Origin of the sequence: Parabacteroides sp. AD58, assembly GCF_023744375.2 — a bacterium.
GTDB lineage: Bacteria > Bacteroidota > Bacteroidia > Bacteroidales > Tannerellaceae > Parabacteroides > Parabacteroides absconsus.
Genome location: NZ_CP146284.1, coordinates 451,630 through 468,848 on the forward strand (window position 1 = coordinate 451,630; position 17,219 = coordinate 468,848).

At 41.9% G+C, this 17,219-nt stretch carries 14 protein-coding genes, 1 pseudogene and 1 CRISPR repeat array; all 15 genes and pseudogenes read left to right on the forward strand.

The window, feature by feature from the left end; all coding sequences use genetic code 11:
- The first annotated feature begins 17 nt into the window (after window positions 1-17).
- On the forward strand, window positions 18-236 hold the full coding sequence (locus NEE14_RS01945) for a hypothetical protein (RefSeq protein WP_251967679.1): 219 nt from the start codon (window positions 18-20) through the stop codon (window positions 234-236).
- A 362-nt stretch (window positions 237-598) separates the two neighbouring features.
- On the forward strand, window positions 599-1,120 hold the full coding sequence (locus NEE14_RS01950; protein ID WP_251967678.1) for a hypothetical protein: 522 nt from the start codon (window positions 599-601) through the stop codon (window positions 1,118-1,120).
- A gap of 88 nt (window positions 1,121-1,208) precedes the next feature.
- Window positions 1,209-2,855, forward strand: a complete 1,647-nt coding sequence (locus NEE14_RS01955; protein ID WP_251967677.1) for a diphosphate--fructose-6-phosphate 1-phosphotransferase — start codon at window positions 1,209-1,211, stop codon at window positions 2,853-2,855.
- A 335-nt stretch (window positions 2,856-3,190) separates the two neighbouring features.
- Window positions 3,191-3,556, forward strand: a complete 366-nt coding sequence (locus NEE14_RS01960) for a type II toxin-antitoxin system RelE/ParE family toxin (protein ID WP_251967676.1) — start codon at window positions 3,191-3,193, stop codon at window positions 3,554-3,556.
- Complete coding sequence (locus NEE14_RS01965) at window positions 3,553-3,873, forward strand: helix-turn-helix domain-containing protein (protein WP_251967675.1); 321 nt, start codon at window positions 3,553-3,555, stop codon at window positions 3,871-3,873. Before NEE14_RS01960 ends, NEE14_RS01965 begins: the two co-directional genes overlap by 4 nt.
- A gap of 130 nt (window positions 3,874-4,003) precedes the next feature.
- Window positions 4,004-5,134, forward strand: a complete 1,131-nt coding sequence (locus tag NEE14_RS01970) for a lactonase family protein (RefSeq protein WP_251967674.1) — start codon at window positions 4,004-4,006, stop codon at window positions 5,132-5,134.
- A gap of 71 nt (window positions 5,135-5,205) precedes the next feature.
- Complete coding sequence (cas3, locus tag NEE14_RS01975) at window positions 5,206-7,461, forward strand: CRISPR-associated helicase Cas3' (protein ID WP_251967673.1); 2,256 nt, start codon at window positions 5,206-5,208, stop codon at window positions 7,459-7,461.
- A gap of 15 nt (window positions 7,462-7,476) precedes the next feature.
- Window positions 7,477-8,157, forward strand: a complete 681-nt coding sequence (cas5c, locus tag NEE14_RS01980; protein ID WP_251967672.1) for a type I-C CRISPR-associated protein Cas5c — start codon at window positions 7,477-7,479, stop codon at window positions 8,155-8,157.
- Window positions 8,154-9,866 (forward strand): type I-C CRISPR-associated protein Cas8c/Csd1, encoded by a 1,713-nt coding sequence (cas8c, locus tag NEE14_RS01985; RefSeq protein WP_251967671.1) that lies wholly within the window; start codon window positions 8,154-8,156, stop codon window positions 9,864-9,866. Before cas5c ends, cas8c begins: the two co-directional genes overlap by 4 nt.
- Before the next feature lie 26 nt (window positions 9,867-9,892).
- Window positions 9,893-10,777 (forward strand): annotated as a pseudogene (cas7c, locus tag NEE14_RS01990) (type I-C CRISPR-associated protein Cas7/Csd2).
- Window positions 10,778-10,785: 8 nt separating this feature from the next.
- Complete coding sequence (gene cas4, locus NEE14_RS01995) at window positions 10,786-11,451, forward strand: CRISPR-associated protein Cas4 (protein WP_251967670.1); 666 nt, start codon at window positions 10,786-10,788, stop codon at window positions 11,449-11,451.
- The gene (gene cas1c, locus NEE14_RS02000) at window positions 11,448-12,470 is read left to right on the forward strand and encodes a type I-C CRISPR-associated endonuclease Cas1c (protein WP_251967669.1); all 1,023 of its coding nucleotides are present in this window, start codon (window positions 11,448-11,450) and stop codon (window positions 12,468-12,470) included. Before cas4 ends, cas1c begins: the two co-directional genes overlap by 4 nt.
- 9 nt (window positions 12,471-12,479) lie before the next feature.
- Window positions 12,480-12,770, forward strand: a complete 291-nt coding sequence (cas2, locus tag NEE14_RS02005; protein WP_251967668.1) for a CRISPR-associated endonuclease Cas2 — start codon at window positions 12,480-12,482, stop codon at window positions 12,768-12,770.
- A 168-nt stretch (window positions 12,771-12,938) separates the two neighbouring features.
- Window positions 12,939-14,021: a CRISPR direct-repeat array (repeat unit 32 nt; unit sequence GTCGCACTCTTCGTGAGTGCGTGGATTGAAAC).
- A gap of 188 nt (window positions 14,022-14,209) precedes the next feature.
- A complete protein-coding gene (locus NEE14_RS02010; protein ID WP_251967667.1) occupies window positions 14,210-16,093 on the forward strand; it encodes an amidophosphoribosyltransferase in 1,884 nt (627 codons plus the stop codon).
- 16 nt (window positions 16,094-16,109) lie between these two features.
- Window positions 16,110-17,207 carry a glutamine-hydrolyzing carbamoyl-phosphate synthase small subunit gene (carA, locus tag NEE14_RS02015; RefSeq protein WP_251967666.1) on the forward strand — a complete coding sequence of 366 codons (1,098 nt, stop codon included), beginning with the start codon at window positions 16,110-16,112 and terminating at the stop codon, window positions 17,205-17,207.
- Window positions 17,208-17,219: the final 12 nt, after the last annotated feature.

A 17,219-nucleotide genomic window follows, 5' to 3' on the forward strand; every position in this document is an offset into this window, starting at 1 on the left:
GTCAAATTGTCAAATGAATGTACCTGATTTTTCGTCTGTACGGACCAAAGTTCAGGTACATTTCTTTTTATGCGATTCTGGCGGAGTTCAGCATTGACGAAAAGAAAGTGAAACGGGCCGATTGGCTACTAAAAGATAAAGGCCGCCGGCATGTCAGGCAGCAATTCCAGAAAGTAGTCAGGAATGAGTCCGATCAGCAAGCATTTTGTTCATTGGAAACAGGTCTTGTTTTGTGACAAAAAAGATAATAAAAACGGCCGAAATAAGTCCTGAAACCGGGTTTGAAGGCTTCTCAAGGCAAAATATACGAGGTTTTTGGACAAAATATACCGGGAATGAATGAAAAGCCGGCGTGTTTTGAGTAAAACATAACGACATTTTTCGGAAAAGATAGGCATGAAATGGCCGAAAAATAGGGGAAAAATACCCTTTTGGGGCACAAAAAATGGTGTTTGAAGTCGGCAAAGAGGCATTTTTCGTTCGTTTCTTTGAAAAGGCGTGTTAGCAAAAACAGCAGAAAGAAGTCTTTCCGGCGGAATAACCGGAAGAAAGACTACAAATAGATATATGTTTAATTTATAAAAGAGTGGAGTATTGTATGAAGAAAAAGTTAATGTTGGCCCTTTTAGCGAGCAGTTTAGGTCTGGCCCATGCTCAAAAAGGTTATAAAGGATTTGTAGAAGGCGGCTTTACAGCCGGATTAGGAAATTGGAACTTACACCGGTTGGAAGTATTGACAAGTCATGGGTATGAATTTTCTCCGTATTTCTTTGCCGGTGCAGGAACGGGTTTACAGTATTATACGTTGCCCGAGAGTTTCTTGTTGCCTCTCTATGCCGATTTCCGCAGTACCTTATTGCCGGGACGAAAAGTATCTCCGACAATTGGTCTTAAATTAGGTTATAGTTTCAATGTATCCGACGGAGTAACACCCATGGGATTGTTTGCATCGCCTGCAGTAGGCGTGCGATGTGCCGTCCGTTCCCGGAATGCCGTCCGTTTTGAATTGGGATATGCGGTTCAGCAAGGAGAGGCCTTTATTAGCGTTCCTTGGGCAGGTTTGTTTGTAAAACCTATTAACATGAACGGTTTAGCTATCCGTTTCGGCTACGAATTCTGAAAAAATGCAGGGAGAGCATTTGTCGTATTAGAAGAAATAGTATTATCTTTGCAGAGATATAAAAGCAAACTGTAAAACATAAGTAGAAATGGTAAAAAGTGCATTACAAATTGCAAGAGCAGCTTACCAGCCAAAGGTTCCTGCTGCTTTGAAAGGTGCAGTAAAGGCTGTTGATGGAGAATACACTCAGTCTGTAGCTGATCAGGAAGAAATCAAGAAATTGTTCCCGAATACATACGGTATGCCGGTGGTTACTTTCGAAAAGACAAATGACGTGAAAGAATTCCCTGCTATGAACGTAGGTGTTATTTTGTCTGGCGGACAGGCTCCTGGTGGTCATAATGTTATTGCCGGTTTGTTCGATGGTATCAAAGCTCACAATCCTGCATCTCGTCTGTACGGATTTATCTTGGGTCCTGGTGGTCTGGTTGATCACAAGTATATGGAACTGACTGCCGATATTATCGATGAATATCGTAATACGGGTGGTTTCGATATGATCGGTTCAGGTCGTACTAAACTGGAAACAAAAGAACAGTTCGACAAAGGTCTGGAAATCTTGAACGAATTAGGTATCAAGGCTCTGGTTATCATCGGTGGTGACGACTCTAATACGAATGCCTGCGTATTGGCTGAATATTACAAGGCTATCGGTGCCGGTGTTCAGGTAATCGGTTGCCCGAAAACAATCGACGGCGACTTGAAGAACGCTCAGATTGAAACTTCATTCGGTTTCGATACAGCTTGTAAAGTATATTCAGAAGTTATCGGTAACATCCAGCGCGACTGTAACTCTGCTCAGAAATACTGGCACTTCATCAAATTGATGGGTCGTTCAGCTTCTCACATCGCATTGGAATGTGCTTTGCAGACTCAGCCGAACATCTGTATCATCTCTGAAGAGGTAGAAGCAAAAGATATGTCTTTGGACGATATCGTAACATATATTGCAAACATCGTTGCTAAACGTGCTGCTGAAGGTCATAACTTCGGTACTGTATTGATTCCGGAAGGTCTGATCGAGTTCGTACCGGCTATGAAACGTCTGATCGCTGAATTGAACGACTTCCTGGCTAAGCACGATGCTGAATTCAAGATGATCAAGAAGAGCGAACAGCGTGCTTACATCATCAGCAAGCTGACAAAAGAAAACTCAGAACTGTATGCTTCTCTGCCGGAAGGCGTAGCCCGTCAGTTGTCTTTGGATCGTGACCCGCACGGAAACGTACAGGTTTCATTGATCGAAACTGAAAAGCTGTTGTCAGAAATGGTAGGTAAGAAGTTGGCTGAATGGAAGGCTGAAGGCAAATATGTAGGTAAATTCGCTGCACAGCACCACTTCTTCGGTTACGAAGGCCGTTGCGCTGCTCCGTCAAACTACGATGCCGACTATTGCTATTCATTAGGTTACACAGCATCTTGCCTGATCGCTGCTGGTAAGACTGGTTATATGTCATCTGTACGCAACACAACAGCTCCGGCTGACCAGTGGATTGCAGGTGGTATTCCTGTAACGATGATGATGAACATGGAACGTCGTCATGGCGAAATGAAACCAGTTATCCAGAAGGCTTTGGTTAAATTGGACGGTGCTCCATTCAAGGCATTCGCTGCACAGCGTGACGAATGGGCTATGAATACATGTTATGTATATCCGGGTCCGATCCAGTACTTCGGTCCGACTGAAGTATGCGACCAGCCGACTAAGACATTACAGTTGGAACAGGCAAAATAATCTGATTTTATAAATCAAATCTTTTCATAAAAGGAGATTTCCCGGTGGCGATATTTTCCACTGGGGAATCTCCTTTCTTTTTCTTGGTGTGAGGGGAGAAGTTTTATGGGGTAAGGAGAATAATAAGATGAATTTATATTAGAGATGGAAGTTTAATTAATAAAAGATTGATTAGAAAAATCGCAAACTTGATAAGATCCGTGAAGACAAGAATTGAAAATTTTGTTGTGAATTATCGATAAAGAACGAAGCAATGAGAAGTTGGATATGGAGAAAGATGAAATTTTTATTTGATCACTCTTGTGTAAATATTACTAATTAGTTATATTTGCAATATGGAATCAGTTGAAGACAAGGCCTCTGATATAAGGACCATATTCAAAACAGATGAATTTGAAGAGTTCTATAATGGTTTGGATAAAAAGGTCAAAGACAAGTTTGAGTACACATTTGAACTTGTACAAACTGTATATGCCATACCAGTAAAATATGTAAAACATTTAGAGGGAACAGACCTATATGAGATGCGTGTATCAGTCGGATCTAATGAGTATAGAACAGTACTGTTCGCAATTGATAACAGTAATGTCATATTATCAACAAAAATAATTCTACTTAACGGTTTCCTAAAGAAATCTACAAAGGACTATAGTAAGCAGATAGCCAAAGCAGAACGAATATTAAAAAGTTTAGCATTATGATACAGTTAGATGAAAATAAATTGGGAAAGCTCAAAACCACCAATCAGTCGCTTGATGAAAAGTACGGGAAACATGGTACGGCTACCCGTGAGGCTTTCAATGAAAAAGCAATGGCTTGGTATTATGGTGATATACTTCGAGATCGTCGTAAAGAACTTAAACTAACTCAAAAACAGTTGGCTCAGAAGATCGGTAAAGAACAAAGTTATATTGCTCGTGTAGAAAAAGGCGAAGTGGATATACAATTATCAAGTTTCTTTCGTATTGCACGAGCTTTGGGAATAGAGTTCACACCTACCTTCAACCCTATCCGTTGAAGAAGCCAACAGGTGCTATTCTTCGTTAAATCGGACAAAAATGTTTTTTGGATGTACTTTCCTTATAGTATAGTAGCAAAGAAAATTATTCCGATTATCTTTGCTAAATAATAAGGAGAAAAGATAAGTTATGAAGATACGGAAGTACATTTGGAGCATTTGCCTGTTGGTCGGATTACAAGTATTACAAGCAGCTGAAAAGCCAGAGAGTGATTATTTATTGATCGGGAGCTATGCACCGGCAGCAAGTGAAGGACTTGCATTATATCGTTTGAATCAAGAAACAGCAGAGGTGGAAAGAGTCAGTGGGTTGGCTGGTATTTTGAATCCATCCTTCCTGACGCCTAATCCGGAAAAGGGATTGGTGTATGTTGTGGGAGAAGGAGATACCGATGCCAACTCTACAGTTCATACGGTATCTTTGGATGAGCAGACAGGAACCATGCATCTGGTAAATACGTTACCGACGTTGGGTGCTTCGCCTTGCCATGTACGCTTGTCGCCCTCTGGAAAGTATCTGATAACAGCCAATTATAATGGTGGCAGTTTAAGCCTTTTTTCGTTGGATGAAAAAGGTTGTATCCATGCCCGGGACGAGGTTTTGAGGTTTGAAGGAAAAGGTCCGAATAAGGAAAGACAGGAAAAATCACATCTTCATTATTCGATCTTTAGTCCGGATGGAAACTATTTATTGGCCGACGATTTGGGAACCGACAAGGTATATAGTTTTCCCGTCCATGAAAATGCTCCTTATGTGCCGCAGGCAGAACGAATTGATAATGTTGTTCGACCGGGTTCTGGACCTCGGCATCTGTGCTTTCATCCGAATGGTAAATGGGCTTATTTGATCAATGAATTGTCGGGAGCTGTTATCTTCTTTACCTATCAGGAAGGACATTTAAAGGAAAAACAATCCGTTCAGGCGGATGAAGTAGGAGCACAGGGCAGTGCCGATATACATCTTTCGCCTGATGGCCGTTTTCTGTATGCTTCCAATCGCTTACAGAATGATGGTATCGCTATATTCTCTGTATCTGAAACAACAGGAGAACTGACGAAAGTGGCTTATCAGCAGACAGGCCGTCATCCACGTAACTTTATGATTACGCCAAACGGGCGCTTTTTGCTGGTAGCCTGTCGGGATGATAATGAAGTCCAGATTTATGAACGTGATTTGCAAACGGGTAAATTGCAGGATACTAAGAAAAGAATCAGAATGTCGCAACCGGTTTGCCTACAACTTTATATTGGCAATAAGTGAGCTTGGGGTTTTTGAGTTAATTTCAGTTTGGTATATTTGCTTGAAAATCACCAATTAATAGGTCTAATACAATGAAAACGGAGAAGCAAGTAATTTCTCATCTATATCAAGATGATAGGGGAGAATGGATTATTCAAACAAATGAAGAACATCAAAAAGGGGTAGCTGAATTGGCAGCGGCATTTGCCGGACAATTCGGATACTCTTCTTGGGGATATTCTTTGGGTTTGCTTCATGACAAAGGAAAGGAACGTAATGCTTTTCAGCAATACATCCGTAAAGCAAATGGGTTACCGGTTACCGATAACAAGATTTATAAAGAGCATAATCATGCCTTTGTGGGAGGTATATTGGCGAGGAAACTGATGGGTATGAGTGTCCTTAATCTTCTCACGAACCAGATCATTTCTCATCATTCCGGATTACATGATTATTCGGATATAGAGACAATCTTGCAAGAAAAACAATTGCCGGAAGAAATAGATCGTAAAAGTATTGTATTGGACAAAGTGCAGTTGATCAAAGAATTGAGTGAAGCTCCTTTGGCAAAACAGAAGATTGATTTAAAGCATTTTCATCATCTTTCGCGTATGCTGTTTTCTTGTCTGGTAGATGCTGATCGGCTCGATACAGAACATTTTATGAATGTAGAGTCGTGGCAAAAGCGGGGTTGTGCAAGTACACTTGCTGAATTATTGCCTGAATTAGAAATGTATATGAAAGATCTTCAGGAAAAAGCTTCAGATACTGATGTAAATCGGATTCGCAGGCAGATATTGCAGCAGTGCATAAAGATGTCCACTGGAGAAAAGGGCTTTTACAGTCTGACGGTGCCTACCGGTGGCGGTAAGACTCTTTCTTCTTTGCTTTGGGCTATGAAGCACGCTGTTCATAACGGTATGAGCCGTATTATTATCGCAATACCCTATACCAGTATCATTGTTCAGACTGCGGCCCAGTTGAAAAGGATTTTCGGAGAAGAAAATGTTCTGGAGCATCATAGTAGCTTTAATCCGGATGAGATTCAGGACGAGAATCTGAATGGAAAGACAAGACAAGAAATCATTGCGTTACGTGAAAAAGCAAAGCTGGCAACAGAAAATTGGGATTATCCGATTATTGTGACCACAAATGTGCAGTTGTTTGAATCCATGTTCAGCAACAAACCTTCTGTTTGCCGTAAATTACACAATTTGGCAAATTCCGTAATTCTATTGGATGAGGCACAGACTTTGCCGACCGATTTTCTGCAACCGATAGTAGATGGAATGAAGGCATATCAAGAGATGTTCGGAGTATCGGTTCTGTTTACCACAGCCAGTCAGCCGGTTCTTAGCGGTTTGATTGAGGGCTCTAATCCAAGAGTAAGTTTTAAAGGGATAGACCGGATTACGGAAATCATTCCAAAGGACTTTGTTCTGCACGACAAACTGCGTCGCGTGCGTCTGGAGATAGATGATGCCGGTTCTACGTATGATGAGATTGCCGGGAGACTGGTACAATTTGAAAAGGTGCTTTGCATCGTGAATACACGAAAAGATGCCAAAGAACTTTATGATCGTCTGCCGGAAGAAGGCGTTAAGCTCCATCTGTCGCGAATGATGTGTCCGGAGCATATCTGCGAAACGATAAACCGGATAAAAGAACTTTTGAGAAGCAATGACGTACCGGTTATTCGGTTAATTGCCACGCAGTTGGTTGAAGCGGGTGTAGATATGGATTTTCCAGTAGTTTTCCGGCAAGAAGCCGGGTTGGACTCTGTTTTGCAGGCTGCGGGCCGTTGTAACCGAGAAGGAAAATTGGCACAAGGAAAAACTTTTGTTTTCAGCCTGAGTGCCGAAAACAGAAAACCATACGGCTCTATGGCTGCGGCGAACAATGCCCGGCTGAATTTGCCGGCAACGAGCGATTGGTTTGCTCCTTCTGTGATGGAAGCATATTTCAAACAACTTTATTCGCGTACAGAGACATTTGACCGGAAAACGATCAGTCATTATCTTTATAAACCTAATGAACTGTGTTTCGAAAAAGCATCTGATGCGTTTAAACTGATAGAGGATGATGGAGTCAATTTGATCGTAAATTGGGGAAACAGTATGGATTTGGTTGCCGAATTAAAAACGTCCGGATGCACCTATTCCTTGATGAAACAACTCGCAAAGTATACTGTTGGTATCCGACAGTCGGACTTTAAGAAGTTGGTGCAATATGGAGCAGTGAAAGAGATTCTGGAAGGAATCTATCTTTTATCGGACAGAGAGCAATATGATAAGGATACAGGAGTCAGACTGGATAATCATTGGATGGAAGAGATATTAATGATCTAAACAAAAGAATATGATATGGAATATACAGATAAAGAATACGGTTTGGAAGTGTGGGGCGACTGGGCGTGCTTTACGCGTCCGGAGCTAAAGGTGGAGCGTGTCAGTTACGATGTGATTACTCCATCTGCCGCACGGGCTATTTTTGAAGCTATCCTTTTCAAACGCTATGCCATGCGTTGGCAAATTACCAGAATAGAGGTTCTGAATCCAATTAAATGGACTACGATCCGGAGAAACGAGGTCGGTGCTGTGGCCGGTAAGTCATCTATTTTTATAGAAGATAAACGCCAACAGAAAAATTCGTTGCTTCTTCAGAATGTGCGTTATCGCATTTATGCCAAGTTGGTATTTATACCGGTTAAGGACCGTCCGAAAGAGGCTTTTGCCAAACATAAGCCCGGTGATGATGAGAATCCGATGAAATATTATCAGATGTTCGAGCGGCGTGCAGCACAGGGGCAATGTTTTACGCAACCGTATTTGGGATGTCGTGAGTTTGCAGCCAACTGGCGGTTGATTGAAGACTCAGAAACTCTTGTGCCTCCACTTTCCGAAGACCGGGATTTGGGCATTATACTTTATGATATGGATTTCGACAAGGATCCTAAAAAGCCGGATGCCATGTTTTACCGTGCCAAGATGGAGCAGGGAGTAATTGTTGTACCCGATAAAGACAGTGAGGAGGTGATGAGATGATACTGAAAGCGTTGTATGATTATTATCAGCGGAGTGGAGAAGATGTAGCTCCTTTAGGGTTGGAATATAAGCAGATTGGCTTTATCATTGTTCTGGATAAGGATGGGCATTTCTTGCGATTCGAAGACAGACGTTTGGACAAGAAATCTGCACAGCAGTTTTTGGTGATGAAGAGCGTAGGACGATCCAGTGCCCCCGTGGCCAATTATCTGTATGACAACAGTCAATACGTCTTTGGCTATTCAGATAAGGGAGATTTGGGTAGTATGCGTAAATACTTTGATACATTCAAGTCTAAACTGGCCGAAATTTATGGAATGTATCCCGAGAATAAGGCAATTCAAGCTGTTTTCGCATTTTATCAGCAGGAGCCGTCTGCTATGGTTAAGGCTATGCAGCAAGATGCACTGTGGGATGATATTGCTAAAAATCTGAACAAGAAATATTCTACATTTTCTTTTTTGATTGATGGTGATACCGAGATTGTTGCTTCTAAAAGAGATTTGATGAATGTGGCAACCCCGGAAGACACTGTAGTGGGAAAGCTTTGTCTGGTTACCGGAAAACGTTCGAAAACAGTAGAGGTTACTACGGCAACCATGATACCCGGAAGTCAGGCTACCGCAAAGTTGGTGGCTTTTCAGGTAAACTCCGGATATGACTCGTACGGGAAGACGAAAGGAAACAATGCTCCGATTTCTGAGGATGCGGAGTTTGCATATACCACAGCATTGAATCATATGCTTCGTCCTGATTCACATAACAAATTCATGGTGGGGAATCGTACGTTTCTTTTCTGGGCTTCTTCTGAAAGTGAGGCTTCCAAAGAGTCTGAGGATAGTTTGTTTGCTTTATTGGGGCGTCCGGAAACAGACGATGATGATCCGAACAGACGCATAGAGTTGGTGCGCAGCACTTTTATGGCCATCTATAATGGAAAGTTAAATGCTGACAAAGATGATACATTTTATATATTAGGATTGGCACCCAATTCTGCCAGAATAGCCGTGGTATATTGGAATGAAATGCCGCTTCGAGACTTTGCCGGTGTGATTAGCAGGCATTTTGAAGACATGGAGATGGTAGACATACGTAAGGAAAAGAAACCGTATGTAGGATTGCATTCCATCTTAGGAAGTGTTACTTTGGGAGGAAAATCAAGTGATGCAATTCCCAATATGCCGGATGCGGTAGTGAAAAGCATTTTTCAGGGCTTGCCTTATCCGATATCACTTTTTCAGGCTTGCATCCGCCGTGTACGTGCAGAGCAGTCAATAAACGTTGTTCGTGCAGCTATTATGAAAGCCTATCTGAACAGATTGAATGATAATAACCATAAAAATATTGAGAATATGTTAGACAAAGAGAATAATAATCAAGGCTATCTTTGTGGCCGACTGTTCGCAGTTTTAGAGAATCTGCAGTATGCGGCCAACAAGCAGGATTCTATCCGTTCCAGTTACATGAATGCAGCCTCATCTACACCGGCTGCTGTATTTTCAACCATTCTGAAGCTGTCAAACAGTCACTATGGAAAGTTGTCAAAGGAGAATAAAGGACTGGCTGTCTTCTTTGATAATCAAAAGAAAGAAATAATGGCTATGATTCAGGATTTCCCGACAACTTTGGATTTGGGAAATCAGGGTAGATTCTTTTTGGGATACTATCATCAAAAATGTTATAGAGAGAACAAAGAAACAGAAGAGTAATAACAAACATTTTTTTTAATATAGCTATGGCAGAAATTAAAAACAGAATAGATTTTATTTATATCTTTGATGTACAGGATGGTAATCCTAATGGTGATCCCGATGCTGGAAATCTTCCTTGAGTAGATGCTGAAACTGGTATGGGATTGGTTACTGATGTTTGCCTGAAACGCAAAATCCGCAATTATGTGCAAGCAGCCAAGGCTGGCGAAGAAGGGAATGACATTCTTGTAAAATCTAAAGAATTTTCAGGCGAGGAGGTCTTCATAAACGGAGAAATTCGAAAGATGTATAAAGAAGATTTAGGATTGGATCTGAAAGTTAAGGACAAAGCACCGGCAGATAAAGTTCCCGCAGGCAGAGCTGCTATGTGCAAACGATTCTTCGATGTGAGAACTTTCGGGGCAGTTCTTTCAACAGGTGCCAATGCCGGACAGGTACGTGGAGCTGTTCAGATGACTTTTGCCCGCTCATTGGATATGATCGTTTCCGAAGAGCATGCATTGACGGTATGTGCTGCCCGTGATGAGGATAAACCTTATGATGCACAGGTCGGAATTCAGGGACGCAAGGCTACTGTTCCTTATGGATTGTATGTGTGTCATGGGTTTATTTCTGCAAATCTGGCACAGCAGACTGGCTTCTCAGAAGATGATCTGAATTTGTTATGGGATGCACTGAGAAATATGTTTGATGTGGACCGTTCTGCAGCCCGAGGATTGATGAGTGCGCAAAAACTGATTGTGTTTAAACATAATTCCGTGTTGGGCAATGCGCCGGCTAACAAATTGTTTGACTTGGTTAAAGTAGAAAAAGTTTGTTCGGGAGCTCCACGTTCTTTCAAAGATTATTCTATCACAATAGACCGTGATCATGTACCTGTGAATGTTACTATAGAAGAATTAATCTAATTCAGCATATGTATAGCGAAGATGATATGCTCATGCTTTCGGGAATACAGCATTTCAGATTCTGTCCCCGCCAATGGGCTTTGATACATATTGACCAGCAATGGGAAGAAAATCGGCTTACGATAGAAGGTCAGATTCTGCATCATCATGTGGATGACCCTTTTTATCGGCAGAAGTGCGGTGACCTGATTACTTTGCGTGCAGTAAATATTGCTTCGCATGAATTGGGGCTCTATGGCATCTCGGATGCCATAGAGCTGCATCCTTCATCTTCGGAAGAAGATACGATTCAGCATCCTAAATATCCAGGAAGATGGCAACCGGTAATTGTAGAATATAAACATGGAAAACCTAAAAAGAATGAGATAGATGAGGTACAGCTTGCAGCTCAGGTAATGTGTCTGGAAGAGATGTACCGGATTCATATCCCATATGGTGCTTTCTTTTATGGTGAACTACGACATCGGGTACATGTGGACATAACGGACGAACTGCGACAAATTGTTCATGATTGTGCTTGGGAGATGCATTGGATTTTTGAAAAAACACTTCTTCCCAAAGCCGAATATGGCAAGCATTGTGAGAAGTGTTCTCTGAAAGAAATCTGTATGCCCAAAATGGAACAGTGTTGTATGACTGCGAGTACTTATCTGAAAAATAATCTGTATCAATGAGAAAACTGTTGAATATATTGTATGTAACAACACCTGAAGCATACCTCAGTAAAGATGGGCAGAACGTAGTTGTGTCCGTCAAACAGGAAGAGGTGTTTCGTATTCCGGCTATCAACATAGAAGGAATCGTTACGTTTGGTTATATGGGAGCAAGTCCTGGAGTAATGAAATTATGCAGTGATAATGGTATCTCTCTTACTTTCCTTTCATCTCATGGCAGATTTATCAGCAGAGTACAAGGAGCAACGAAAGGAAATGTGTTGTTACGTAAAAAGCAATATTTTCTTTCGGATGATGACTCATGGTCATTGCATGTTGCTCAAATCATGATCGGCGGTAAAATCCAGAATTATCGAAATATTCTGAAAAGGTATATGCGTGATTATGGAGAAAATGAGGACATAAGTCGGGTTGTGCGGGTTCTGGAACAAGCAAAGCGAGATGCTTTGAATACTCCCGACAAATCTTCATTGATGGGCTATGAAGGTTTGGCTTCAAATGCATATTTCGAGGTATTCTCGGTATTGATATTAAATCAAAAGACTGATTTCCCTTTTCTGGGCCGAAACCGTCGTCCTCCAAAAGATGCCGTTAATGCCATGTTATCTTTTGCTTATACATTAATAGCCAATGATGTAGCTGCTGCATTAGAAACAGTTGGCTTGGATCCTTATGTTGGATTTCTTCATACCCTTCGTCCCGGACGCACTTCTTTAGCGTTGGATTTGATGGAGGAACTGAGAGCTTATTTGGGGGATCGTTTTGTTTTATCGTTAATAAACAAGCGCCAAATAACTGGGAAGGATTTTCTTTCACAAGGTGACAATGGGATTGTTATGACAGAAAAAGGGAAAAAGACTTTTATTACTGCATGGCAAGCGAGAAAAAGAGAAACTATAATTCACCCTTATCTTAATGAAAAGATTGAGATCGGTTTATTGCCTTATGTGCAGGCAATGTTATTGGCTCGGTATATACGGCAAGATATTGACGATTATCCAGTTTTTTTAATAAAATAGTTTTTGTGTATGTATATTCTAGTAACGTATGATGTAGATACAACGTGTAATGAAGGTGCCCGTAGATTAAGACGTGTGGCTAAAGCATGTTTGGATTATGGCCAAAGAGTACAAAATTCCGTGTTTGAATGTGAAGTTACTGAAGCACAATTATGCACTTTAAAGAATATGATTTGTGATATAATTGACGTTCAGACAGATAGCGTTAGGTTCTACTATCTCAATAAGAATATTGCCCGACGAGCAGAAGTACTAGGAGTAGAAACATCTTATAATGTAAATGATGCTATAATTATATAGTGTCTGCGAAGCATATGTATTACATAAATTACCGAGTTTTCGCACTTGTTGGTTTATAGTGTATTACATGTCTTGAATTTGTATCTCTCTTTATTTAAATGATGTTTAGGATGATTCGCGAAAACATTGTTCTAAGTATCTGGATATTAAAGATAAAAAATATATACAGTCGCACTCTTCGTGAGTGCGTGGATTGAAACTCGATAAAGAGAAAGACAAGCCAGACGCGAAGGTCCGTCGCACTCTTCGTGAGTGCGTGGATTGAAACAAACGATTGTTGGACGAATACGAAAACAGCTTAGTCGCACTCTTCGTGAGTGCGTGGATTGAAACCCCCAGACATTGTTATGAAATGGACGGGGCACGTCGCACTCTTCGTGAGTGCGTGGATTGAAACATCGTGCCGTCTGGCTGGTCTGTGGCAATACCAGAGTCGCACTCTTCGTGAGTGCGTGGATTGAAACCAATACGGTTCTGCACCGTCTATCAGTTCGCCGTCGCACTCTTCGTGAGTGCGTGGATTGAAACCAATACGGTTCTGCACCGTCTATCAGTTCGCCGTCGCACTCTTCGTGAGTGCGTGGATTGAAACCAATACGGTTCTGCACCGTCTATCAGTTCGCCGTCGCACTCTTCGTGAGTGCGTGGATTGAAACATTTGAAGTTGCGAAAGAAATAGCAGAGGATTTTGTCGCACTCTTCGTGAGTGCGTGGATTGAAACATCCCCTGCAATCGCATTAATATCGAATTTAGGCGGTCGCACTCTTCGTGAGTGCGTGGATTGAAACCGGCTTGAAAATGTATTATACCAATCAAACAATCATGTCGCACTCTTCGTGAGTGCGTGGATTGAAACATGCAAGCCGGGCATTTAAGTAGCGCCTCGACGCTAGTCGCACTCTTCGTGAGTGCGTGGATTGAAACCAATACGGTTCTGCACCGTCTATCAGTTCGCCGTCGCACTCTTCGTGAGTGCGTGGATTGAAACAATACCCATGCCAGCATACAGACAATAATTCCCAGTCGCACTCTTCGTGAGTGCGTGGATTGAAACACACCATTATCAAAGTCTAACAACAATGGCTTCGTCGCACTCTTCGTGAGTGCGTGGATTGAAACATTCCGCTTGCAGCGGGGCTGCGCCTGCTATCGTCGCACTCTTCGTGAGTGCGTGGATTGAAACTGTCCAAAGTTAAATGGATTAATCGTATAAGATTCGTCGCACTCTTCGTGAGTGCGTGGATTGAAATAATAAAAAGCACATATGAAATAATTAAAAAATTAATGTCGCAACCGGTTTGCCTACAACTTTATATTGGCAATAAGTGAGCTTTTGCTCTTTTTCAAAGAAAAATGTTTGGGCTATATCGAAAAAACTATCTTTGTGATAAAATTATCATTATCTTTGCACAGGGAAAACGAAACCTAATAAGATAAGATGGAAATACTAAAGCACGAATGTGGCGTAGCCATGGTGCGACTGCTCAAACCATTAGAGTATTATCATCAGAAATACGGGACCTGGATGTATGGTCTTAACAAGTTATACTTGTTGATGGAAAAGCAGCATAACCGTGGTCAGGAAGGCGCCGGGTTAGCTTGTGTCAAGCTAGAAGCAAAGGCAGGAGAAGAATATATGTTTCGCGAACGGGCCTTGGGAACAGGGGCCATTACCGAGATTTTTTCTGCCGTCCACGAACATTTTCGGGACTTAACACCAACCCAGTTGAACGACCCTATTTTTGCCAAAAACAATCTACCTTTTGCCGGAGAACTTTATATGGGTCACCTCCGTTACAGTACAACCGGGAAATCCGGACTCTCTTATGTCCATCCTTTTTTACGCCGCAATAACTGGCGTGCTAAGAATTTGGCTCTTTGTGGAAACTTCAATCTGACGAATGTTGATAAGATATTTGAAGATATTACAGCAATCGGACAGCATCCTCGTAAGTTTGCGGATACATATATCATGCTTGAACAGGTAGGCCACCGGCTTGACCGGGTAGTGGAACATCTGTATCAGCAATGTGAAGCCGAAGGGTTAAGAGGAATGGATATTACTCATGCCATAGAGGCCCGCATCGATCTGGGAGATGTCTTGAAGCGTTGTGTTCCTACTTGGGATGGAGGTTTTGTAATTTGTGGCATTACCGGTAGCGGTGAAATGTTTACTGTACGCGATCCTTGGGGCATTCGTCCGGCATTTTATTATGCAGACGATGAAATTGTTGTCGTAGCATCTGAACGTCCGGTTATTCAGACCGTGATGAATGTGCATGCTTGGGATATCAAGGAAGTGAATCGGGGAGAAGCCATTTTTGTCAGCAAGGCAGGTAAGCTTCGCGTGGAACAAATTGTTGAGCCGAAGAAAAACAGTGCATGTTCGTTCGAGCGGATTTATTTCTCACGCGGAAGTGACATTGATATATATAAAGAAAGAAAGAAGTTAGGTGAAACGTTGGTTCCCGATGTCTTGAAAGCAGTAGATAATGATTTGGATCACACTGTATTTTCATTCATTCCAAATACGGCAGAGGTTGCTTACTATGGCATGCTGGAAGAACTGAATAATTATCTGAACAGAATCAAGAAGAAATGGATTGCTGACAAACGCCATTTATTCCAGGAAGAAGAGTTGGAACAGATCCTTTCCAAGCGGGTTCGTACAGAGAAGGTCGCTATTAAGGATATTAAGTTACGTACCTTTATTGCCGAAGGAAATAGCCGAAACGATCTGGCAGCCCATGTGTATGATATCACATACGGAAGTATCGTTCCGTTCGAAGATAATCTGGTTGTCATTGATGATAGTATTGTGCGTGGAACCACGTTGAAACAAAGTATCATCAGTATTCTGGATCGTCTGCATCCGAAGAAGATTGTGATTGTTTCTTCTTCACCTCAGGTCCGTTATCCGGATTATTATGGAATTGATATGTCTCGTATGAACGAGTTCATTGCCTTTAAGGCAGCTGTGGCTTTGTTGGAAGAACGAGGCATGGAAAACATTCTGATGGAAGCTTACCAGAAAGCGAAGAAACAGGAGAGGGAATCACAGTCGGCTGTCAACTACGTGAAAGAAATCTATGCACCGTTTACGGATGATGAGATTTCTTCTAAGATTGTCGATCTGCTGACTCCGGCCGGAACAAAAGCTCAGGTGCAGATCGTTTATCAGTCAATCGACGGATTGCATGCATCTTGTCCGAATCATCCGGGCGACTGGTACTTCTCGGGCGATTATCCGACACCGGGCGGTACGCGGATGGTAAACCTGGCCTTTATTCATTATATGGAAGAAGAATATTTAGTAAAATAAACATACTTAATGTTATATGCAAAAAGATAGAACTGCAACTTTAATCCTGGATGACGGAACTGTATTTCATGGCTTTTCGTTTGGTGCTGAAAAGCCGGTGAGTGGTGAGGTCGTGTTTAATACAGCCATGACAGGCTATCCTGAAAGTTTGACTGATCCTTCGTATGCAGGACAATTGATGGTCTTGACATATCCGTTGGTTGGTAACTATGGTGTTCCACCTCGGACTTTCCGTCCCGACGGTTTGTCTGAATTTATGGAAAGTGAACGTATTCATGCAGATGCTATTATCGTTAGTGATTACAGTCATGAATACAGCCACTGGAATGCAGTATGTAGTTTGGGCGACTGGTTGAAGGAGGAAAATATTCCGGGAATCTATGGAATAGATACACGGGCGTTGACGAAGAAATTGCGTGAGCATGGTGTGATGATGGGACGCATCGTGATGGAAGACGTGAAGGATGTGGCTAAGTATTTGCATGATTTTGGAATTTATGGAGCGGTTAATTATGTAGATGAAGTTTCCTGCAAAGAAGTCATTACATACGGTGCCGGAGAAGGGAAAAAACGTGTAATTCTGGTCGATTGTGGTGTAAAGCATAACATTATCCGTTGTTTGTTGAAGCGTGGAGTAACGGTCGTACGTGTTCCCTGGGACTATGATTTTACCCAATTGGAATATGATGGTGTATTTATCAGCAATGGCCCGGGTGATCCAGATACGTGCGATGCTGCTGTGCAGAATATTCGTAAGGCTATAGCTGGTGATAAACCAATCTGTGGTATCTGTATGGGTAACCAGTTATTGGCAAAAGCCGGCGGAGCTTCAATTTATAAGCTGAAGTATGGTCACCGGAGTCACAACCAGCCTGTACGGATGGTTGGAACCAACCAGTGTTTTATTACTTCTCAGAATCATGGATATGCCGTTGATAACAATACGTTGGGTGAAGATTGGGAACCTTTGTTCATCAATATGAACGATGGAACAAATGAAGGAATCCGACATAAGACGAAGCCATTCTTCTCTTCTCAGTTTCACCCGGAAGCTTGTAGTGGACCGACTGATACAGAAGCGTTGATCTTTGATAAATTTGTCGGTATGTTATAAAGAATAATCAGT